The organism is Duganella sp. Dugasp78 (assembly GCF_059491455.1).
On record NZ_CP168506.1, the window covers coordinates 1,302,052 to 1,322,857 of the forward strand.

A 20,806-nucleotide genomic window follows, 5' to 3' on the forward strand; every position below is an offset into this window, starting at 1 on the left:
GAAGCGATCCTTATGGAATAAGGCGATACGACATCGGACAACGCACTTCCGGCGACAGACTTTATTTGTCGCCACCACGGTTCAGGTAAAGCGAAAACGGCGCGCCGCACCAGCAGGATGCGTGCACTGAATTAACGGGAAGTGGTATGCACGGCGCTGAACAGCGCCGCGTGCTATCGGCTTGGGAAATCAGTTAGCGAAGCTGGCGAAAGCGTGCGTAGTGCTACGTAGGGGCGCTGCGGAGACGGCGGGGATGGGCCGTGGCAGGCAGGCGATTTCCGCCGCCGCAAGGTGGCGCTGCGGGCTGCTGCCGTCGACCATGTGGCAGGCGTGGAACTGCATGGGTACGTTGGCGTCCAATAAATAAATCATGTCCATGTCGGCCGGATCGTAGGCGACGCGCACTGGCCACTGCCCGCGCAGACGCGCGCGCTCGAACCAGCGCTCGTCGATGGCGCGCGCGCAGGTGTAGGCGCTGTCGAACAGCACGATGCCGTCGCCGGTGACGGTGGCCAGCGCGGCAGGCATCAGGCTGCAGCGCAGCAGCTGTTCGGGGTAGGTCCTCAGACTGCCGCCGCGCTGCGCCACGCCCCACTCCCACAGCTCGCGCGGCGTGGCGTGGCCGGCGTCGGGCAAGCGGCAGCTGTTGTTGTGGTACAGGATGGAGTCGATGACGATGCGGGTGAACTGGTCCAGGTCGAGCACACCGTCCAGCCGGCAGGCGGCGCCGTCGGCTTCCGGCGGCAGCAGCAGGAAGCGCTTTTGCAGCACCGCCTTCCATTCGTCCGGCCCCTCGTCGGCGGCGACGCAGCGCAGGTTGAAGTTGTTGAGCAGCGTGTCGCGCTGGGCGCCGCCGCTCAGGGCGGCGTTGGTGTGCAGGGTTTCCGGCAGGTGGCGGCTGGGCCACTGCCCGGCCTCGATGCTGCGGCCAAACTGCTGGCTGTAGCGCTGCTTGTCGGCGCCGCAGTTGGCCAGCGCCAGCATGGCGTGCTGCCAGCTGGGCGCACCCATGCCGACATAGACGCCGGCCACCATGCGGCTGAAGGCATCGACCGCCACGTACACCAGCGGCCGGCCGATGGTCTGGTGGCGGTCGGCGCGCGAGACCAGCTGCACTTCGGCGCGCACCACGTCCAGGTGGAAGACGGCGCCGGGGCGGCCGGCAAGCGCCGCAGGGTCGAAGGCCTGCGGATGCGGGTGCGCGTGGTCGCCGAAGCCGGCGGCCCGGGAGCCGCGCGCGGCGATGGCGCTGCGGCGCGCCACTTCCGGCGGCCGGTCGTCGTCATGATCGAGCCAGTAGTTGAACTGGCCGAAGGTCGGCAGCGTGGCAGCCTGCGCACCGGACGCCGGCAATACGCGGCCGCTGTCGGCGTCGATGCGGCGCCCGCCGAAGAAGTCGGCCAGCATCTGCTGGTAGGCGCGCAGCCGCGAGAACCTGGGGTGGCCGGCCGCGTAGTGCGCGATGGCGACCCGGAAGGTGCGGCGGATTTCCTCGTCGGCGTTCATGCCGGGACCGTCGTCGGCGCCGTTCTTGCGCGGGCGCCCGCGCTTGACGCCGGCCGAGGCCTGGCGCACCTTGCCGCGCCCGCCGGAGTTGGCGTAGTCGGGCAGCAACGCGTTGGGTGTCTGGCCGCGCTGCCAGTAGCGGCGCAGGTAGCGGTAGATGGTGGGATGGGAGACGCCGTGCGTGGCGGTGGCCTGGGCGACCAGCTGGCCGCGCAGGCGCGCTTCGTAGATGCCCGGCTCCAGCGCCACCAGCGCCTCGACGATCTGCCAGGCGCGGGCGCGCAGCTGCAGGTGCTTGGGCGGCAGCAGCTCCTGGCTGACCACCATCAGGTAGGGATCGGTGGCCAGCACGCGCGCGTGGCCGGCGCGGATGTCGGCGTGCAGCGCCGGCAGCTCCACCAGCTCGACGTCGGCCGACCGCGCCGCCACGTCGAACACGTAGGCGTGGCTTTGCTCGGGGGCGATCCACAGGACGCGGACGGTGCGCGGAGACGGGTGCGTGTAGTGCAGCAGGTCATTCCGCAGCAGCATCGGGGCCTCGTGTGCGGGAGTGTAGAAACAATGGGGTCATTCCGTGCTCCTTGCTCAACGGCTTGTCGGCTTACCTCGTCCTCAATGCAATAAACGGGCCAGCAGGTGCGCTCCTATGAAAACGATGCCAGATGGACCCGCCGGAGCTGGTGCCAGGCGTGCTTGTGGTGCAAGGGGCGGCCGGGGCGCACCGTGCGCGTGCACGTGCGGGGGCCATATGAAAACAGGGCCTTGCGGCCCTGTGGTGTGAAACGATCTGGAACTAAGCGATCAATACTTCTTCTTGAACTTGTCCTTGGCTCCCGGCGCCGGCTTTTTAGGCGGCGTCGATTTGCCGGACTCCGGCGGCATGCGCTCGGCGTGGCTGATCTTCAGCTGCGCGCCGCCGACCCACACTTTGCCCAGGTGCTTGAACAGTTCCGGCGGCATCCCGTCCGGCAGCTCCAGCATGCTGTAGGTGTCGAAGATCTCGATGCGGCCGATATGCTTGGCTTCCAGTCCCGCTTCGTTGGCGATGGCGCCGACGATGTTGGACGGCGTGGCCGCATGGTTGCTGCCCACTTCGATGCGGAATGCGCTCATCGGCAGGGTGACCTTGCCCGGCTTGTCCTTTTTCTTCTTCGGCGCGGCTTCCGCTTCCACCTCGGCCGATTCCACACGCGTGGCCTTGGCCAGCGGCGAAGCTGCCGGCGCGGCCGATGGTGCTGCCGATGGTGCGGCCTTGGCGGCCGGCGCGCGCGCCGGTACCGGACGGGCCGCAACCGGCGCTGGCGCCGAAGACGGTGCGCCCTCGCCGCCATCGCGGCTGATACGCAGCTGCTGGCCGGCGACCTTGATGCCGGCCAGATGATCGAGCACGTCGCCGGTCAGGTTGTCCGGCATATCGAGCACGCTGTAGTCGTCGTAGATCTCGATGCGGCCGATGTGCTTGGAGTCGATGCCGCCCTCGTTGGCGATGGCACCGACGATGTTGCCCGGCTTGACGCCGTGCTGGTAGCCCACTTCGATGCGGAAGGTCTGCATGCCAGGATCGGCGGCGCGCACGATGCGCTCCTTTTTCGGGAAGCGTTCGCTGCGATCCGGACGTTCGGCGCGGTCGCCGCGCTCGAAACGGTCACCGCGGTCGCCACGGTCGTTGCGTTCAAAGCCCACTTGGCGGCCCGGACGCTCGTCCCAGGTGGCGGCGGCCACTTGCTGCTTTTTATCCAACAGCAGCGGCACGTCGCCGCGCGCCATCTTGGCCAGCGCGGCGGCGATCTCGATCGCCGGGATGTTCTGTTCGCGCTCGAAGTCCTCGATCAGCGACTGGAACTGTTCCAGCTCGCCCTGGGCCAGCGTTTCGCTGATCTGCGACTTGAACTTGGCGATGCGGACGTCGTTGACGGCCTGGATGGTCGGCAGCTCCAGCATGCCGATCGGCTGGCGGGTGGCGCGCTCGATCGATTTGAGCAGGTTCTTTTCGCGCGGGGTGATGAACAGGATCGCCTCGCCGCTGCGGCCGGCGCGGCCGGTGCGGCCGATGCGGTGGGTGTAGCTTTCCGGATCGTGCGGCACGTCGTAGTTGACCACGTGGCTGATACGCTCCACGTCCAGGCCGCGCGCGGCGACGTCGGTCGCCACCAGGATGTCGATCTTGCCGTCCTTGAGCTGCTGGATGGTGCGCTCGCGCTGCGCCTGCTGGATGTCGCCGTTGATGGCGGCGGCCGAGAAGCCGCGCGCCTGCAGCTTCTGCGCCAGTTCCTCGGTACCGAGCTTGGTGCGCGAGAAGATGATCATGCCGTCGAAATTCTCGGCTTCCAGGATGCGGGTCAGCGCGTCCAGCTTGTGCATGCCGGACACCAGCCAGTAGCGCTGGCGGATGTTTTCATTGGTGCCGGTCTTGGCGGCGACCGTGATTTCCTTCGGATTGCGCAGGTAGGTATTGGCGATGCGGCGGATGGCCGACGGCATGGTCGCCGAGAACAGCGCGGTCTGGCGCGTTTCCGGGGTCTCCTGCAGGATGCGTTCGACGTCGTCGATAAAGCCCATGCGCAGCATTTCGTCGGCTTCGTCCAGCACCAGCGTTTTCAGTTTGGACAGGTCGAGCGAACCCTTGTCCAGGTGATCGATGACGCGGCCCGGCGTGCCGACGACGATGTGCACGCCGCGGCGCAGCGCCGACAACTGCGGGCCGTAGCTTTGGCCGCCGTAGATCGGCAGCACGTGGAAGCCGGGGATATGACCGGCGTAGGTCTGGAAGGCTTCGGCGACCTGGATCGCCAGTTCGCGGGTCGGCGCCAGCACCAGCGCCTGCGGCGTGGTCTGTTTGATATCGATGCGCGACAGGATGGGCAGCGCGAAGGCGGCGGTTTTACCCGTCCCGGTCTGCGCCTGGCCCAGCACGTCCAGGTTATCGAGCAGCAGCGGGATGGTCGCGGCCTGGATAGGCGACGGCGACTCGTAGCCGACTTCTTTCAGCGCTTTGATCAGAGGGGCGCTGAGGTTCAGATCGGAGAAAAGGGTAATCGGGGATGCGGGGGTTTCAGACATGGCGTCACTCACAAGTATGTTCGAATCGCCTAATTGCGAAAGAAATTTGTGCGTAGTTTACTCTCTATCGACGCTTGGGACCGAATTTTGGGCAAAAACGGCCATTTGCAGGCAAAAGCACGACGTTCCAAGCCAAAAAAGGACAGGCCTAAGCCTGTCCTTTTTTCTTGCGCCGCCCAGGCCAGAGGTCCGGGGCGGCACGTCCTGCGCTAGCGGATGCGGATTACTTGCTGGCTGCCGGAGCCGATGCTGCCGGCGCCGGGGTCGAAGCTGCCGGTGCGCTGGCGGCTTTGGTGGTCTTGGCCTTCTTGTGATGCACTTTCTTGGCCGGTGCGCTGGATGCTGGCGCCGATGCGGCTGGAGCCGGGGCCGATGCGGCTGCGGTTGCGGAGGCCGAAGGGGCTGGAGCTTGAGCGAATGCGGCGCCTGCAAACAGGGTGGCGATCAGGGTAGCGATGACTTTTTTCATGATGCGATTCCTTAAAAATGGTTTATATAGTTTATTTAGTTATTTTGAATTACTTGGCCGCTGCGACTTTGGTGTCTGCTTTGGCTTCTACTTTCGCATCGGCGACTGGCGCTGCGACTTTGGATTCTTTGGCCTTGTGATGGACTTTGGTTTTCGCGGTCTTCGCATCGGCCTTGGCTTCGGTTTTCACTTCAGGCTTGGCTTCTGCTTTGACTTCTGCGGTTTTCACCTCAGTCTTCGCTTCGGTTTTCACCACGGCTGGCTTGGCGGCTGGAGCGGCGGTGGTGGCGGCTGGCGCTTGTGCGAATGCTGCGGTTGCGAACAGGCCGGCGATCAGGGAAGCGATAATTTTGGTCATGATGTATTTCCTTTTTCTGGGTTTCGGCATCGGGACTATCCCGTGTCGCATGAGCAAAAAACGGCGCAGGCCATCGATCAGTTGACGCACATTACAACCCCTTACCGACTCTTACACTCGCTTACAACTCGCCGCATGACGGCCGTTGAAATAAAAAATACCGCCCAGTGTGAACTGGGCGGCATTCAGGCCGAAGCCATGCTGCGTTCTGCGATGGCAGCGAATTACTTGCTGGCTGCTGGAGCCGACGCTGCCGGCGCCGGGGTCGAAGCTGCCGGTGCGCTGGCGGCCTTCGTGGTCTTGGCCTTCTTGTGATGCACTTTCTTGGCCGGTGCGCTGGATGCTGGCGTCGATGCTGCTGGAGCCGGGGCCGATGCGGCGGCGGTTGCGGAGGCCGAAGGGGCCGGAGCTTGAGCGAATGCGGCACCTGCGAACAGGGTGGCGATCAGGGTAGCGATGACTTTTTTCATGATGCGATTCCTTTAAAATGGTTTATTTAGTTTATTTAGTTATTTTGAATTACTTGGCCGCTGCGACTTTGGTGTCTGCTTTGGCGTCTACTTTCGCAGCGGCGACTGGCGCTGCGACTTTGGATTCTTTGGCCTTGTGATGGACTTTGGTTTTCGCGGTCTTCGCATCGGCTTTGGCTTCGGTTTTCACTTCAGGCTTGGCTTCTGCCTTGACTTCTGCGGTTTTTACCTCAGTCTTCGCTTCGGTTTTCACCACGGCAGGCTTGGCGGCTGGAGCGGCGGTGGTGGCGGCTGGCGCTTGTGCGAATGCTGCGGTTGCGAACAGGCCGGCGATCAGGGAAGCGATAATTTTGGTCATGATGTATTTCCTTTTTCTGGGTTTCGGCATCGGGACTATCCCGTGTCGCATGAGCAAAAAACGGCGCAGGCCATCGATCAGTTGACGCACATTACAACCCCTTACCGACTCTTACACTCGCTTACAACTCGCCGCATGACGGCCGTTGAAATAAAAAATGCCGCCCAGTGTGAACTGGGCGGCATTCAGGCCGAAGCCATGCTGCGTCCTGCGATGGCAGCGAATTACTTGCTGGCTGCTGGAGCCGACGCTGCCGGCGCCGGGGTCGAAGCTGCCGGTGCGCTGGCGGCCTTCATGGTCTTGGCCTTCTTGTGATGCACTTTCTTGGCCGGTGCGCTGGATGCTGGCGCCGACGCGGCTGGAGCCGGTGCCGATGCGGCGGCGGTTGCGGAAGCCGAAGGGGCTGGAGCTTGAGCGAATGCGGCGCCTGCGAACAGGGTGGCGATCAGGGTAGCGATGACTTTTTTCATGATGCGATTCCTTAAAAATGGTTTATATAGTTTATTTAGTTATTTTGAATTACTTGGCCGCTGCGACTTTGGCGTCTGCTTTGGCTTCTACTTTCGCATCGGCGACTGGCGCTGCGACTTTGGATTCTTTGGCCTTGTGATGGACTTTGGTTTTCGCGGTCTTCGCTTCGGCCTTGGCTTCGGTTTTCACTTCAGGCTTGGCTTCTGCTTTGACTTCTGCGGTTTTTACCTCAGTCTTCGCTTCGGTTTTCACCACGGCTGGCTTGGCGGATGGAGCGGCGGTGGTGGCGGCTGGCGCTTGTGCGAATGCTGCGGTTGCGAACAGGCCGGCGATCAGGGAAGCGATAATTTTGGTCATGATGTATTTCCTTTTTCTGGGTTTCGGCATCGGGACTATCCCGTGTCGCATGAGCAAAAAACGGCGCAGCCCACCGATCAGTTGACGCACATTACAACCCCTTACCGACTCTTACACTCGCTTACAACTCGCCGCAAACACCCTCAACGCGGTTTCACCTCGTCCTTCAGCGCCGCCAGCGCTATGCGCTCCACCAGACCGGGCGCGATCAGTTTCATCCAGCGCCCCAGCTTGCCCTTGGCCGACATCACCACCTCGCGCCGGCGCGCCTGCATGCCGTCGACGATCAGCCGCGCGCACTCCTCCACCGGCATCGCCTTGTCCTCTTTCAGGCTGCTGCTGCCCAGCGCTCCGCCGGCCGCGTTGAAACCGCGATAGCGGATCTGCGTCGCCACCACGCCCGGATAGGCGATCGTCACGCTCACCCCGGCGGGCTTCAGTTCAACGCGCAAGGCCTCGAAGAAGCCGCCCATGGCGAACTTGGTGGCGCCGTAGGCGGTGCGCCCCGGCACGCCGACCAGCCCCGCCAGCGACGACACCGCGACGACGCTGCCGCGCGACTGCTTCAGGTAAGGCAGCGCCGCATGGGTGCACCACACGCTGCCCCACAGGTTGATCTTCATGAGCTCCTCGTACCACGCCAGGTCGGCCACCTCCTCGAACAGCGCGTGCGCCGAGCGGCCGGCGTTGTTGATCAGCGCATCGATGCGGCCGAAGCGCGCCACGCAGGCCGCCACCAGCGCCGTGCACTGCGCCTGCACCGATACGTCGGTCGGCACCACCAGCGTCTGCGCGCCGGCCGCCGTGCAATCGGCGGCCACCAGCTCCAGCGCGGCCGCGTTGCGCGCCGCCAGCACCAGTGCCACGCCGCCGCCAAGGCTGCGCGCCAGCTGCCGCGCCATCTCGGCGCCGATGCCGTCCGAACTGCCGGTGATGATGATGACTTTCATAGCTCTCCTTTATTTGGGCAAGTACAGTAAGATATCCCGCTTCTGCACCGAATCACACATTACGGAGTAAATATGCGCCTTCCAGCCCTCGCCATCGCCACCAGTCTCGCCTTGGCCTCCCTCCACGCCGCCGCCCAGCAGGCGCCGGTGGTGACGGAAGCGCCGCTGCGCGCCCACCTGTCCTTCCTGGCCGACGACCTGTTCGAAGGCCGCGGCACCGGCCAGCGCGGCGGCGACCTGGCGGTGCGCTATCTGGAAACGCAGGCTGCCATCATCGGCCTCAAGCCGCTGGCCGGCGGCGGCTACCGCATGCCAGTCAGGATCGAGGGCACGAAGCTGCTGGCCAACAGCTACCTGCGATTCGACGCCAACGGCAAAAGCATCACGCCGCAAAACGGCAGCGAGATCGTGTTCGGCACCGCCGGCGGCAAGACCGACGTCACCATCGACGCGCCACTGGTGTTCGTCGGCTACGGCGCCGTCGCGCCAGAGGAAAACTGGGACGACTACAAGGGCCTCGACATGAAGGGCAAGATCCTGGTCATGATGGTCAACGATCCGCAGCCCACCGCCGAGGAGCCGAACCGCTTCGCCGGCAAGGCCTACACCTACTACGGCCGCTGGCTGTACAAATATGAGGAGGCAGTGCGCCAGGGCGCGGCCGGCGTGCTGCTGATCCACACCACGCCGTCCGCCTCCTATCCGTGGAGCGTGCCCGCCAACGGTTTCAGTCACGAGCGCTTCCACCTGGCCGGCGCCGGCAATCCGGTCGAAGGCTGGCTGCAGGAGGACACCGCGCGCGCTCTCTTCTCCGCCGCCGGCTTCGACCTCGACGCGCTGCGCGCCCAGGCCGAGACCCGCGAGTTCCGCCCGGTCGACCTGAAGACCAGCGTGCACGCCGAAGTCCACAGCGCGATCCGCCAGATCGAACAATTCAACGTGGCCGGCATCGTGCCCGGCACCGACGCCAAACTGAAGGCGCAGGCGGTGGTGTATTCGGCCCACTGGGACCACCTGGGCATGGACGAAGGCGTGCGCCGCGACGACCGCAGCGACCATATCTGGAACGGCGCCATCGACAACGCCTCCGGCGCCGCCGCGCTGCTGGCGATGGCGGCCGAAGCGGTCAAGCATCCGGCCAAACGCAGCCAGGTCTTCCTGTGGCCGGCCGCCGAGGAACAGGGCCTGCTGGGCAGCGCCGCCTACGTGCAGAACCCGGCCTGGCCGCTGGCGCAGACCACGGCCGACCTCAATCTGGACAGCATGAACTTTGTCGGCCTGACGCGCGACATCGGCGTGGCCGGGGCCGAGCGCAGCAGCCTGTACGAGGCGGCCGGCGCGGTGGCGCGCAAGATGGGCCTGAAGCTGGCGCCGTCCATCCCCGACCTGTCGGGCGCCTACTTCCGCGCCGACCACTTCAACTTCGCCAAGGCCGGCGTGCCGGCGTTTAACGTCGGCTCGGCGGTGTTCTCCGGCGACGGCCACTTCGAGTTCGTCAAGGACCCGGCCAAGTCCAGCGCGCGCCTGGTCGCCTTCAAGCAGGACTACCACCAGGTCAGCGACGAATACCACGCCGACTGGGATTTGTCGGGCATGGTGCAACAGGCCCAGTTCACGCTCAACCTCGGCTACGCGGTCGGCAACGCGCCGGCCATGCAGAGCTGGAAGGCCGGCGACGCTTTCGGCAAGGTCAAACGTTAGGCAGTGGTGCGGCGCTGCGGCGCCGCGCAAAACAAGGTAGGATGGCCGCTCCCCGAACCATCGCACAAGGAACACCATGGAAACCAACAGCCACTGGATCGACATCGCCACCGCCGACGGCAGCTTCGGCGCCTACGTCTCGCTGCCGCGCGGCGGCAAGGGACCGGGCATCGTTCTGCTGCAGGAGATCTTCGGCGTCAACCAGCATATCCGCAACGTCGCCGACCAGTACGCGGCCGACGGCTACGTGGTGATCGCGCCGGACCTGTTCTGGCGCCACGGCGCGCGCATCGAGCTCGGTTACGACGACGCCGGCTGGAAGCGCGCCGTCGAACTGATGAACGCCAACGACTTCGCGCTGGCGCAATCCGACATCGCCGCCACCGCCAGGGCGCTGCGGGCCATGGACGGCGTGGGCGACAAGATCGTCTCGATCGGTTTCTGCTACGGCGGCAAGCTGTCCTACCACACGGCCGCCAACGGCCTGGTGGACGCGGCGGTGTGCTACTACGGCGGCGGCATCCACAACGCGCTCGAGCGCGCCGGCCAGATCACGGTGCCGATGCTGATGCACTTCGGCGGCGCCGACAGCCACATCCCGCCGGCCGCCGTGAAAAGCATCGCCGAGCGCTTCGAGGACAACGACCAGGTCGAGATCCACATCTACCCGGGGGCCGAGCACGGCTTCAACTGCAACCACCGCTCGTCCTACCACCAGCGCGCCGCCGCCCAGGCGCACGGCAACACGCTGCTGTTCGTCGGCGAGCAGCTGTAATGGCGCGCCTGACGCTGGCCTTCCCGGAGGACCAATATTATTTCTCCACCCAGCTGACGGTGCGCGTGACCGACATCAACGGCGCCAACCACCTGGGCAACGACTCGATGATCTCGATGATCTCCGAGGCGCGCGCCCGCTTCCTGTACGACTTCGGCGTGCAGGAGACCGGCAGCGACGGCGTCGGCATCATCGTCACCGACCTGGCCACCACCTACAAGGCCGAGGCCCACGCGCGCGACCAGCTGCTGTTCGAGATCGGCGTGATGGACTTCAACGCCTACGGCGGCGACATCACCTTCCGCGTGACCCGCCCCAAGGACGGCAAGCTGGTGGCGATGGCCAAGTCGGGCTTCGTCTTCTTCAACTACCAGACCGGCCAGGTGACGCCGATGGCGCCGGACTTCCTGGCCAAATTCCCCAAGGTCAACCGAATCAGCTGAGGCCGCGCCTCAGCGCTTCGCCATCTTCGGCACGATGGCCTTGTTGAACCAGTCGTCCAGCATCTGCTTCTCGTAGCGCAGCGTGTCGCTGTCGTTGTAGCGGCTGAGGGTTTGCATGTAGTTCATGTTCGACAGCTGCTCGTCGCCGCTGCGCAGCACCTGGCCGTCCTGCTCCAGCGAGTAGCGCAGGTGCATGCGCGGCCAGTCGGCACCGCCGTTGAGCACGCGGATGTCCTCGCCGCCGTGACGGCGCGGCCACATGCGGCCCGCCAAGTCGATGTCCAGCACTTCGATCTTCAGGTTCTGCCCGGCCGGCAGCTTCTTGTTCCAGCTGGCGAAATAGTCGCTGAAATCCTTCAGCACGCGCTCGCGGTCGATGGCGTTGCGCGGCACGTCGGTGTAGTCGTCCGGCTTGACGTAGCTGACGCTGACGTCGGCCCAGGCGGCGCCGGCCAGCAGCGCCAGGGCGGCGGCCAGCATGGTACGGGTGAGGGTACGGGTAAGTACGCGCATTTGCTTCTCCTTCACGGTGGATGCTTTCAATATAGCCCGTTTCGCCGGCGCGGGCCCGCTTTGAGACGCTTTGTTACCGAATTACCCAGGCCCGATGTCACGCCCCTGTCATATCAAATCATTAATATTGCGCCCGTCGAGGTGCAGCCACCACCTCGCATGATGCCGCGCCCGGCGCGGCACATGGAACGGCCACTCACAACAGGATTTATCCCATGACCGAGTCTCTCGATCTGTCCCGCCGCAGCCTCCTCAAATTCTTGTCCAGCTCGCCGTTGTTGCCGCTGGCCGGCGGCAGCGCCAGCGCCGCCCTGCTGGCCGCCTGCGGTGGCGGCGACAGCGCCGCACCGGCGCCGCAGCTGCTGTCCGTGACCTTCACCGGCATGGCCGCGCCGTCGCTGGCCAATGCCGCCGCCATGGCCACCACCACGGTCGGCTCGACGCTGAACCTGAGCTACTCCGACGGCAAGACCCAGCCCTACTCGCTGGCCTACCAGACCTTCTTCATCACCGGCGCCAACGTGCCCAACGGCAGCGGCGGCACCGTACTGGCCGGCGGCTACTACGACATCAACAACCAGCCCATCGTCGACAAGACCGACGCCGCCCAGCGCCAGTTCTTCTCCGACTGCCCGGACGGCACCTCGCTGCTCAAGCTGGCCGCGCCCACCGTGGCCGGCGTCAAGGGCAACACCGTGTTCGCCGTGGTGCAGTTCGAATACACCACCCGCAACGTCAAGGGCGACTCGATGTACGGCATGCTGCCCTCGCCGATCGCGGTGCTGACCCTGGACCAGGACACGGCCACCGGCGCGCTGTCGCTGGTCAAGTACCACAACGTCAACACGGCCGGCGTCAACGGCCTGTGGATCACCTGCGGCGCCAGCCGCTCGCCGTGGAACACCCACCTGTCGAGCGAGGAGTACGAGCCGGACGCGACCACCATCGCCAGCAACACCCAGTTCGCCAGCTTCAGCACCAACCTGTTCGGCGACGCCACCAGGGCCAACCCCTACCACTACGGCCACCTGCCGGAGATCACCGTCAACCCGGACGGCACCGGCAGCATCAAGAAGCACTACTGCATGGGCCGCATCTCGCACGAGCTGGTGCAGGTGATGCCGGACGAGCGCACCGCGCTGATGGGCGACGACGCCACCAACGGCGGCCTGTTCATGTTCGTCGCCGACAAGGCACAGGACCTCTCGAGCGGCACCCTGTACGTGGCCAAGTGGGCGCAGAAGACCGCCGACAACGGCGGCTCGGCCTCGCTGTCGTGGATCAAGCTGGGCAGCGCCACCAGCGCCGAGATCAAGTCCCTGGCCGACACGCTCAAGGCGGCCGACATCCTCAGCGCCAAGACCAGCGACCCGGCCGACGCCACGTACACCAGGATCCCGTTCAGCGGCAAGACCAACTGGATCAAGATCGTGCCGGGCAAGGAGAAGGCCGCGGCCTTCCTGGAGACCCACCGCTACGCCGCGCTCAAGGGCGGCAGCATGGGCTTCACCAAGATGGAAGGCACGACCGTCAACGCCAAGGACAAGATCGCCTATTCGGCGATGAGCTACATCAACGGCGCCATGAAGGACGGCTCCGGCGGCATCGCGATCAAGGGCCCGAGCGCCGGCATCGTGTACGCGCTGAACCTGAAGGCCGGCCAGGTGGACGACACCGGCGCCGCCATCAACAGCGAATGGGTGCCGGTCGACATGGCCGCCGTGCCGGCGCTGGTGGGCGAGGACCTGGCCGCGCCGGACGCGCTGGGCAACCTGGCCAACCCGGACAAGATCGCCAATCCGGACAACATCAAGTTCTCCGAAAAACTGCGCACGCTGTTCATCGGCGAGGACAGCGGCCTGCACGTCAACAACTTCCTGTGGGCCTACAACGTCGACAGCAAGACGCTGACGCGCGTGCTGTCGACCCCGGCCGGCGCCGAGTCGACCGGCCTGCACGCGGTCGATGACATGAACGGCTTCGCCTACATTATGAGCAACTTCCAGCATCCGGGCGACTGGGAGGCGGCGCTGCACAGCAAGGTGCAGCCGACGCTGGACCCGCTGATCCGCGCCAACTACCGCGACCGCTTCGGCGCCGCCGTCGGCTACCTGACCGGCCTGCCGACCCTGAGCTAAGTCACCCCAGCTGTCCCGGCCCGCAACGCGCGTCAAGCGCCTTGCGGGCTTTTTCATTTCCACTAAAAAGGTCCCCGCTGAGCTAAACTCACACCATCCCCCACCTTGATCTGATGCCCAATGCGCTTTGAACCAGACAAAGTGAATCAAATACTCCAGCAGAGGAAGCTCGCGCGTAATTGGTCGGGCTTTCGGCCGAAGGAAAATCATCGTGGCCTGATCATGGGCACTGCGTTGCTTGCTGACGCAGCGGGCATTTACATCGTCGGCTTGACACTCCAGATCGAGCTGCGCATCGCCACCGTAGTGGGCGATTGCTTGATGACATTCTCCATTTTTCAACGAATGGGCTCCCGTCGACAGCGGATTTATCAACTAGAAGTCTGCCCGCGTGATAAACGCAGCCATAACGGCGATACCGCAATCTATGGCCCGCACGAACACCTGCCAAACGATGAAGTTTACGCGGTCTCTGAGACAAGCGTAGACTGCGATAATTGGCAAGTTTGTCCTGGTTTTTATCGAGAACCAATATTGAATCTTTCGTTTTGGAGCAGCCATGCTGACTTGCGAATGGGCCCAGACGCTCACTAGATATGACTGTAAAACCGTCCGCGGAATTACCGGGAGCCACGGTCTGAGAATTGGAACGCCTTTTAGTCTCCCGGACGGTTCAGCAATTAATATCTACCTCATGGAGGCAGGGGAAAAACACATCCTCATCAGCGATAACGGCGACACGTTGGCGCATTTGTCGGCGCTGGGAATCGACCTTGCTCATCATTCCAGAATGCGCGCACTGCGCGACGTCGTCTGTGGGCATGGGATCACACTAAGCGAAAAGGGCGACCTCACTATGCTAGCGTTACAACAAAAGGCCGCATGGGGGTTTGCAAGGAGCATAACGGGACTGTTGGCCGTGGCCCAGTGGGCACGTGAACAACTAAAAGACCATCCCAAGGAACACGATCTGGTTGCCGAGGCAGAGCCGTATATTGTCGCTCGCAGCCCGGGGATACAACTGCGCCGCCATGTCCATGTGCGCGGCGCCTCCATGACGGACCACATATTCGATTTTCAGCAGGGTACTGAGCTCATCGACATTATTTCACCCAGCCCGCAGGCGACCGGTGCTGTCATGAGGAAAGTGGGCGATGTCGTTAACGGTCCTTTCGCCGATCAAGTATCGACACTCATTATCGTTGACGACCGCAGCGACGCGCACCGAGCTCAGAGCGAGATGGCAATACTGTCATCCATCGCGCGCACGCAAGCATTTTCAGGCCTGATGACTCCCCTTCACTAACCCGCTCTCCCATCCCGACCAAATTCTCCAGACACCGTCTGGAGAATTTCGCCGCCCAAGGAGAGGAAATCGCTTTGTTGCACATCCCACCAAAATATTTCTCCCAAAGATAGCAATATTGCTAAAAACGAAGTATTGTTTCGGCTGCACAGAGGCGTTACAGAAGACTAACGCTGCGCCGTCGCGGTCGAACGCGCCGTACAATCAGAACGCCCGGAAACCTCTCGGGAGTGTTGTGCAAGGCAACAGGAATTTTTGTTGCCTGTTGTTAATAGCAGTGGTTAAGACTACAATCGAAAAATTCAGTCAGCAGTGCCATTTTGCGGAACTCGTCCCTATGTCTTTTTTGTCTTCTGCCTCGCCTAAGCTAGCGCCTTGGAAAGTCCTGTTGGTCGACGACGAACCGGACATCCATGACATCACAAAACTGACGCTGAGCCGCTTCCGCCTGGACGGCCGCGCCCTCAGTTTCGTGCACGCCTACAGCGGCGCCGAAGCCAAGGAAGTGCTGGCGCGCGAGGCCGACGTGGCCCTGGTGTTCCTCGACGTGGTGATGGAGAAGGAAGACAGCGGCCTGGAAGTGGCGCGCTGGATGCGCGAGGACCTCGACAACCAGTTCACCCGCATCGTGCTGCGCACCGGCCAGCCCGGCCAGGCCCCCGAGGAGCGCGTGATCGTCAACTACGACATCAACGACTACAAGGAAAAGACCGAGCTCGACCGCACCAAGCTGTTCACCACCACCTTCGCCGCGCTGCGCGCCTACCGCGACATCATGAAGGTCGAGGAAGCCCGCCGCCAGCAACTCAACTACCGCGAAGGCCTGGAGCGCGTGATCGCCGCCTCGGCTCACATCTTCCAGCAGCGTAACCTGAAGGACTTCGCCAACGGCCTACTGCAGCAGGTGGTGGCGCTGCTGCGCCTGGAACACAGCATGCTGCTGCGCCTGCGCGGCGCCACCGCCATCAGCGGCGAGAACGACTATGAAATCCTGGCCCAGATCGGCGACGAGGACGGCACCCTGCTCAGCGCCGACGTGCTGGCCCAGCTCGACGCCGCCAAGAGCAACAAGATCTCGCGCGTCGAAGGCGACACCTACATCGGCTACTTCCCCAACAGCAGCGGCAAGGCCTCGCTGCTGGTGCTCAAGGGCGTCGAGGAAATCTCCGAGATCGACACCAAGCTGCTCGAAGTGTTCTGCTCCGGCGTCGCCATCGCCTTCGACAACATCCTCCTGACCCAGGAGATCACCGACACCCAGGCCGAGCTGATCCTGCGCCTCGGCGACGTGGTCGAATCGCGCTCCAACGAGGCGGGCAACCACGTGCGCCGCATGTCCGAGGTGTGCCACCTGCTGGCCCTGGCCGCCGGCCTGCCGGAAGACGAGACCGCCGTGCTGCGCCATGCCGCGCCGATGCACGACATCGGCAAGATCGCCACGCCGGACGCCGTGCTGCTCAAGCCGGGCAAGCTGGACGCGGCCGAGTGGGAAATCATGAAGCAGCACCCGACCGTGGGCCTGTCCATCCTCGACGGCTCGCAGCGCCCGATCCTCAAGGCGGCCGCCGTGATCGCCCACCAGCACCACGAGAAGTTCGACGGCAGCGGCTACCCGCAGGGCCTCAAGGGCCACGACATCCACCTGTACGCGCGCATCGTCGCTGTGGCCGACGTGTTCGACGCGCTGATGCACAAGCGCTGCTACAAGGAAGCCTGGCCGATCGACCAGGTGGTGGCCCATCTGCGCGAAGTGGCCGGCCATCATCTCGATCCGGTGTATGTCGACCTGTTGTGCCAGAACATCGACAAGGCAGTCGCCATCAACGAGCGCTTCCCGGACTAGGCGCCGGCGGCGCTACCTCACCACACCCGCACCCGTTGCGCCGGCGCCAGGTACCAGCCCTGGTCCGGCGCGACGTCGTACGCCGCATGCCAGGCGTCCAGGTTGCGCAGCACGGCCGCCCGGTACATGGACGGCGGCACCGGACTGCCCTGGACCAGGTCCCGCAAGCCCTCCTCGCTGTAGCGCGCCCGCAGGCTGCGCGCGTACGCGCTGAAGAAGCGCTGGTCGGCCGCCTTGCCGTCGGCCGGCGGCGCCTTGAGCGACGCGCGCCACGCATCGTAGGCGGCCTGCACGCCGGCCAGGTCGGCCACGTTGGAAGCGAGCGTCAGCTGCCCGTTCAACGGCAGCCCCGGCAGCGCCTGATACGCGCCGTACTGCGGCGCCAGGGCCGCCGCCGCGCCGTCGTAGCCAGCCTTGTCGGCCGCGCTCCACCAGCTGCGCGCGCGGCCCTGCGCGTCGAAGCGGCTGCCCTTGTCGTTCAGCGCCAGGCTGATGAAGTAGCCGATCTTGGCGCCGATCGCTGCGTAGTTGGCGGCGTCGTCGCCGTCGGCGTCGAAGAACGGCTGCTGCAGCGCCACCACCGGTATCGTCAGCGCGTTCTGCAGCGGCATACGGTTATAGCCGAACAGTTCGCCGCCCAGTATCCAGTCGTCGCGGTCGACCGGGCGCCCCAGCCTGCCCAGTTCATAGCGGTAGTTGTAGGCCTCGGCGCGCTGCGCGTTGCCGGCCGCGTCGTCCAGGCGCAGCGCCAGGCCGTCGCTGCCGCGCCAGTGCGCGGGATAGGCCACGCCGATGCGCAGATCGCGCAGCTTGGCGTGCGCCTCGGCCCGCGCGGCCGGCGTCATCCAGCTGAGCTGGTCGATGCGGCGGTCGAACGCGGCCGCCACGTTGACGGCGATCTCGCGCGCCCTGGCCTGCGCCGGCGCGCTGAAGAACCGCTCGCTGTACAGCCGTCCGGCGCCCGGCACCACCGTGTTGGTCTGGTTGACCGCGTGGCGCCAGCGCGGCAGGTGCTCGCCCGGACCCAGGAACAGCGGATCGTAGAACGCGAAATAACGCTCCGCCAGCGCCTTCGGTAAAAACCGCGCCGACTGGTTGAGTGCATGGAAGCGCAGGTAGTCGCGCCAAACGTGCAGCGGCGTGGCCGGCACCAGCGCCGCGATGCCGCTCACCGCGCCGGGCTGCCAGACCCCGAAGCGCTGCTGCGCCGCCAGCCCGGCGGCGTCGAAATACGCCTGCCAGTCCAGGCCCGGCGCCTTGCGCCCGAATTCGTCGCGCCGCCACTGCTGGTCGGCCTGCGCCAGGTCGGCCGATGCCTGCGGCGTGGCCTGCACGGCGGCGATGCGGGTTTCCAGCGCGACGATGCGCTCCGCCTTGGCGGCGGCGTCGGCAAAGCCGGCCTGCTCCAGCATGGCGGCCACGTAGTCGCGGTAGGCCGCCAGCACCGCCTTCTGGCCGGGGTTGTCGGCCAGATAGAAGCCGCGGTCCGGCAGTCCCAGGCCGCCCTGCAGCAGGTAGGGCATGTAGTGCGTGGTGTCGTGCAGGCCGGGCCCGACCCACAGCCCGAACAGGTTTTCGCTGGCGCTCCTGCCCAGGTTGAGCGGATCGACGTCGGTGCGCAGCTGCGCGCCCAGGAACCGGGCCAGCGCCGCGGCATCGTCCAGCGCGGCGATCTGGCGCAGCAGCGGCCGCAGCGGCGCCAGGCCGCGCGCCTCGATGCCGGCCACGTCCATCTGCGCCGCGTAGTAGACGCCGACGCGCCGCACGGCCGGATCGGCGGCGTCCCGCGCCGCCGTGTACAAGGCCGCCATGCGCGCCTCGTTGTCGGCGTTCAGCTGGGTATAGGCGGTCCAGGCGCCGGCGCCGGCGGGCAGCGCGGTGGCGGCGCTCCAGCCGTCGTTGACGTAGCGGTAGAAATCGTCGCCGGGCTGGCTGGCGGCGTGCGCGCCGGCGGCGGCCAGGGCCAGCAGCAACGCGGTGGGGAACGGCAGTTTCATGCGAGATCCTTGGTAGTGATGGAGGGGACAGCGCCGGCGATTATGCCCAGCGCGGCGCGCGGTGCCGCAGCCCTTGTGGCGAAACGCCGGCGCCGTGTGGCCAACGGCCGCCGGGGCCGGCCGGGCCCCGCCGCCGCGCTGCTATACTTTGCCGCCATGAACGCTCCCCTCACCGCTCCCCCCGCCGGCCTTGCCGGCCTTGCCGCCGCCCCGTGGTGGCTGCGCGGGCTGGCGGTGTTCGCGTTGAACCTCGCGGTGTGGGTCGCGCTCAGCGCGCTGGGCGCGCTGACCTCGCTCAACGACGACCTGCGGCACGGCGTGCACGGCAGCTACTGGCTGATCTTTGTCACCTCGTGCAAGGGCTCGACCGTGCTGGCCGCGCTGAGCTTTGTGCTGTACACCTGCTTCAGCCGCTGGCCGCGCCTGATCGCCGGCCCGGCCGGCATCGCCGCCTGCTACGGCCTGATGCTGTTGCTGTTCCTGCCGCTGCAGCTGATGTTCCTGGCGCGGCTGTACCTACGGGACGAGGAGGCCGCCACGGCCGGCGGCGCCGACCTGTTCGGCGCGATCGACCAGGTGGCGTCGCCGCTGCGCGTGTCGTCGGTGACGGCGGTCTACATCGCGGTGGTGGCGCTGAAGATCTGGCAGCAGAACCGCGCGCGGGTACGCGAGGCCGCGCAGGCGCGGGCGGACAGCCTGGCGCTGCGGCTGGCGCTGGAGCAGCAGCGCGGCCTGGCGCTGCGCGCCCAGCTGGAGCCGCACTTCATGTTCAACGCGCTGGGCGCCATCGTCGCGCTGGTGCGCGACGACGACAGGCAGGTGGCGCTTGAAGGCCTGCACAGCCTGAGCGACCTGCTGCGCTACGCGCTCAACGCCGGCGAGGTGGCATGGGTGGGCTTCGACGACGAGCTGCGCTTCGTGCAGGACTACCTGGACCTGCAGCGGCTGCGCTACGGCGCCCGCCTGCAGCTGCGCATCACCGGCGTCGACGCCGGCCTGCTGGGCTGCGACTGTCCACCGCTGCTGCTGCAACCGCTGGTGGAAAACGCGCTGCGCCACGACCTCGACCTGCACGAACGCGGCAGCGACATCCACCTCGCCTTCACCCGCGCCGACGGCCACGTCGCCATCGCGATCAGCAACCGCATGCACGCCGGCGCGGCCGTCAACCCCGGCGCCGGCCTCGGCCTGCGCAACATCGCCGACCGCCTGCGCCTGGCCTACGGCGGCGCCGCCACCATGCGGGCCGGCGCGGCGGGCGACCGCTTTGAAGTCCACCTGCGCTTGCCCGACCATGCACCCGCCTGAGCCGCAACCGTTGCGCGCGCTGATCGTCGACGACGAGGACGGCGCGCGCGCCAACCTGCGCCACGCGCTGGCCGCGCACCCTGGCTGGCGCCTGGTCGGCGAATGCGCCAACGCCCGCCAGGCACGCAGCGTGCTGGCCGCCACCGCGGTCGACGTGCTGCTGCTGGACATACAGATGCCCGGCGAGTCGGGCCTGGCGCTGGCGCGCGACCTGTGCCGCCAGCCGGAGCCGCCGCTGGTGCTGTTCGTGACGGCCTACGACCGCCACGCCATCGAAGCGTTCGACGTGCACGCGCTCGACTATCTGCTCAAGCCCTGCAGCGAACGCCGCCTTGGCCAGGCGCTGGCGCGCGCCGCGCAACTGCTGGCGCTGCGCCAGCGCGGCCCGTACGGACGCGCGGTGCGGGCCTATCTGGACGCCGGCGACGCCGGCCAGCCGAGCTACCTGCGGCAGCTGACGGTGCGCTCGGTCGGCCAGCTCGAATGCATCGCGCTCGACGACGTCTGGTGGATCGGCAGCGCCGACAACTATGTCGAACTGCATACGGCCGGCCGCACCATCCTGCACCGCATGGCGCTGGCCCGGCTGGCCGAGCGGCTCGACCCGCTGGTGTACGCGCGCGTGCACCGCTGCGCGGTGGTGCGCATCGACCAGCTGCAATCGCTGGCCGTGGTGGGCGACGGCAGTTATGTGCTGACGCTGCGCTGCGGCGACCAGGTGGCCGTCAGCGAACGCTATGTGCAGCAAGTACGCGCCCACTGCGGCTGAGCCCGCATAAGCAT

At 65.8% G+C, this 20,806-nt stretch carries 20 protein-coding genes; 9 read left to right on the top strand and 11 right to left on the bottom strand.

All coding sequences use genetic code 11. The annotated features are described in order from the left end of the window. Positions 1 to 189: 189 nt before the first annotated feature. The 9 genes from ACEN9O_RS05805 to ACEN9O_RS05845 all read right to left on the bottom strand — a co-directional run bounded on the left by ACEN9O_RS05805 (position 190) and on the right by ACEN9O_RS05845 (position 7,999). Positions 190 to 2,037, bottom strand: a complete 1,848-nt coding sequence (locus ACEN9O_RS05805) for a TnsB C-terminal domain-containing protein (RefSeq protein WP_495616676.1) — start codon at positions 2,035 to 2,037, stop codon at positions 190 to 192. 270 nt (positions 2,038 to 2,307) lie between these two features. Further along, positions 2,308 to 4,566, bottom strand: coding sequence for a DEAD/DEAH box helicase (locus ACEN9O_RS05810; protein ID WP_495616677.1), 2,259 nt, complete (start codon positions 4,564 to 4,566; stop codon positions 2,308 to 2,310). A gap of 223 nt (positions 4,567 to 4,789) precedes the next feature. Beyond that, positions 4,790 to 5,035, bottom strand: a complete 246-nt coding sequence (locus ACEN9O_RS05815; RefSeq protein WP_495616678.1) for a hypothetical protein — start codon at positions 5,033 to 5,035, stop codon at positions 4,790 to 4,792. Between the two features lie 49 nt (positions 5,036 to 5,084). After that, the gene (locus ACEN9O_RS05820; RefSeq protein ID WP_495616679.1) at positions 5,085 to 5,393 is read right to left on the bottom strand and encodes a hypothetical protein; all 309 of its coding nucleotides are present in this window, start codon (positions 5,391 to 5,393) and stop codon (positions 5,085 to 5,087) included. A gap of 224 nt (positions 5,394 to 5,617) precedes the next feature. Further along, positions 5,618 to 5,863, bottom strand: a complete 246-nt coding sequence (locus tag ACEN9O_RS05825; protein WP_495616680.1) for a hypothetical protein — start codon at positions 5,861 to 5,863, stop codon at positions 5,618 to 5,620. Positions 5,864 to 5,912: 49 nt separating this feature from the next. Then, a complete protein-coding gene (locus ACEN9O_RS05830) occupies positions 5,913 to 6,221 on the bottom strand; it encodes a hypothetical protein (RefSeq protein WP_495616681.1) in 309 nt (102 codons plus the stop codon). A 224-nt stretch (positions 6,222 to 6,445) separates the two neighbouring features. After that, positions 6,446 to 6,691 (bottom strand): hypothetical protein, encoded by a 246-nt coding sequence (locus tag ACEN9O_RS05835; RefSeq protein WP_495616682.1) that lies wholly within the window; start codon positions 6,689 to 6,691, stop codon positions 6,446 to 6,448. 49 nt (positions 6,692 to 6,740) lie between these two features. After that, positions 6,741 to 7,049, bottom strand: coding sequence for a hypothetical protein (locus tag ACEN9O_RS05840; RefSeq protein ID WP_495616683.1), 309 nt, complete (start codon positions 7,047 to 7,049; stop codon positions 6,741 to 6,743). Positions 7,050 to 7,192: 143 nt separating this feature from the next. Then, positions 7,193 to 7,999: an SDR family oxidoreductase gene (locus ACEN9O_RS05845; RefSeq protein ID WP_495616684.1), complete on the bottom strand. Its 807-nt coding sequence runs from the start codon at positions 7,997 to 7,999 to the stop codon at positions 7,193 to 7,195. A gap of 72 nt (positions 8,000 to 8,071) precedes the next feature. Here ACEN9O_RS05845 and ACEN9O_RS05850 point away from each other — a divergent pair, with 72 nt between their 5' ends. The 3 genes from ACEN9O_RS05850 to ACEN9O_RS05860 all read left to right on the top strand — a co-directional run bounded on the left by ACEN9O_RS05850 (position 8,072) and on the right by ACEN9O_RS05860 (position 10,918). Then, positions 8,072 to 9,700, top strand: a complete 1,629-nt coding sequence (locus ACEN9O_RS05850) for a M28 family peptidase (protein ID WP_495616685.1) — start codon at positions 8,072 to 8,074, stop codon at positions 9,698 to 9,700. Positions 9,701 to 9,776: 76 nt separating this feature from the next. Then, positions 9,777 to 10,475 (top strand): dienelactone hydrolase family protein, encoded by a 699-nt coding sequence (locus ACEN9O_RS05855; protein WP_495616686.1) that lies wholly within the window; start codon positions 9,777 to 9,779, stop codon positions 10,473 to 10,475. Beyond that, positions 10,475 to 10,918: a thioesterase family protein gene (locus ACEN9O_RS05860; protein WP_495616687.1), complete on the top strand. Its 444-nt coding sequence runs from the start codon at positions 10,475 to 10,477 to the stop codon at positions 10,916 to 10,918. Before ACEN9O_RS05855 ends, ACEN9O_RS05860 begins: the two co-directional genes overlap by 1 nt. A gap of 9 nt (positions 10,919 to 10,927) precedes the next feature. Here the strand turns inward: ACEN9O_RS05860 and ACEN9O_RS05865 are convergent, their stop codons facing one another. Next, positions 10,928 to 11,431 carry a DUF3016 domain-containing protein gene (locus tag ACEN9O_RS05865; RefSeq protein ID WP_495616688.1) on the bottom strand — a complete coding sequence of 168 codons (504 nt, stop codon included), beginning with the start codon at positions 11,429 to 11,431 and terminating at the stop codon, positions 10,928 to 10,930. A gap of 215 nt (positions 11,432 to 11,646) precedes the next feature. Between ACEN9O_RS05865 and ACEN9O_RS05870 the strand changes: the two genes are divergently transcribed. From ACEN9O_RS05870 to ACEN9O_RS05885, 4 genes are all read left to right on the top strand, one after another. Further along, complete coding sequence (locus tag ACEN9O_RS05870; protein WP_495616689.1) at positions 11,647 to 13,569, top strand: PhoX family protein; 1,923 nt, start codon at positions 11,647 to 11,649, stop codon at positions 13,567 to 13,569. Between the two features lie 120 nt (positions 13,570 to 13,689). Then, positions 13,690 to 14,163 (top strand): hypothetical protein, encoded by a 474-nt coding sequence (locus tag ACEN9O_RS05875; RefSeq protein ID WP_495616690.1) that lies wholly within the window; start codon positions 13,690 to 13,692, stop codon positions 14,161 to 14,163. Then, on the top strand, positions 14,129 to 14,875 hold the full coding sequence (locus ACEN9O_RS05880; RefSeq protein ID WP_495616691.1) for a DUF1828 domain-containing protein: 747 nt from the start codon (positions 14,129 to 14,131) through the stop codon (positions 14,873 to 14,875). The genes ACEN9O_RS05875 and ACEN9O_RS05880 overlap by 35 nt, the downstream gene beginning before the upstream one ends. Before the next feature lie 337 nt (positions 14,876 to 15,212). Further along, complete coding sequence (locus tag ACEN9O_RS05885) at positions 15,213 to 16,718, top strand: DUF3369 domain-containing protein (RefSeq protein ID WP_495616692.1); 1,506 nt, start codon at positions 15,213 to 15,215, stop codon at positions 16,716 to 16,718. A 17-nt stretch (positions 16,719 to 16,735) separates the two neighbouring features. On the opposite strand, the gene ACEN9O_RS05890 is transcribed toward ACEN9O_RS05885, so the two are convergent. Next, positions 16,736 to 18,715 carry a M13-type metalloendopeptidase gene (locus ACEN9O_RS05890; protein WP_495616693.1) on the bottom strand — a complete coding sequence of 660 codons (1,980 nt, stop codon included), beginning with the start codon at positions 18,713 to 18,715 and terminating at the stop codon, positions 16,736 to 16,738. Between the two features lie 75 nt (positions 18,716 to 18,790). On the opposite strand from ACEN9O_RS05890, the gene ACEN9O_RS05895 reads away from it, so the two are divergent. Together ACEN9O_RS05895 and ACEN9O_RS05900 are read left to right on the top strand one after the other, a co-directional pair. After that, the gene (locus ACEN9O_RS05895) at positions 18,791 to 20,023 is read left to right on the top strand and encodes a sensor histidine kinase (protein WP_495616694.1); all 1,233 of its coding nucleotides are present in this window, start codon (positions 18,791 to 18,793) and stop codon (positions 20,021 to 20,023) included. Next, positions 19,983 to 20,792, top strand: a complete 810-nt coding sequence (locus ACEN9O_RS05900; protein WP_495616695.1) for a LytR/AlgR family response regulator transcription factor — start codon at positions 19,983 to 19,985, stop codon at positions 20,790 to 20,792. The genes ACEN9O_RS05895 and ACEN9O_RS05900 overlap by 41 nt, the downstream gene beginning before the upstream one ends. Positions 20,793 to 20,806: the final 14 nt, after the last annotated feature.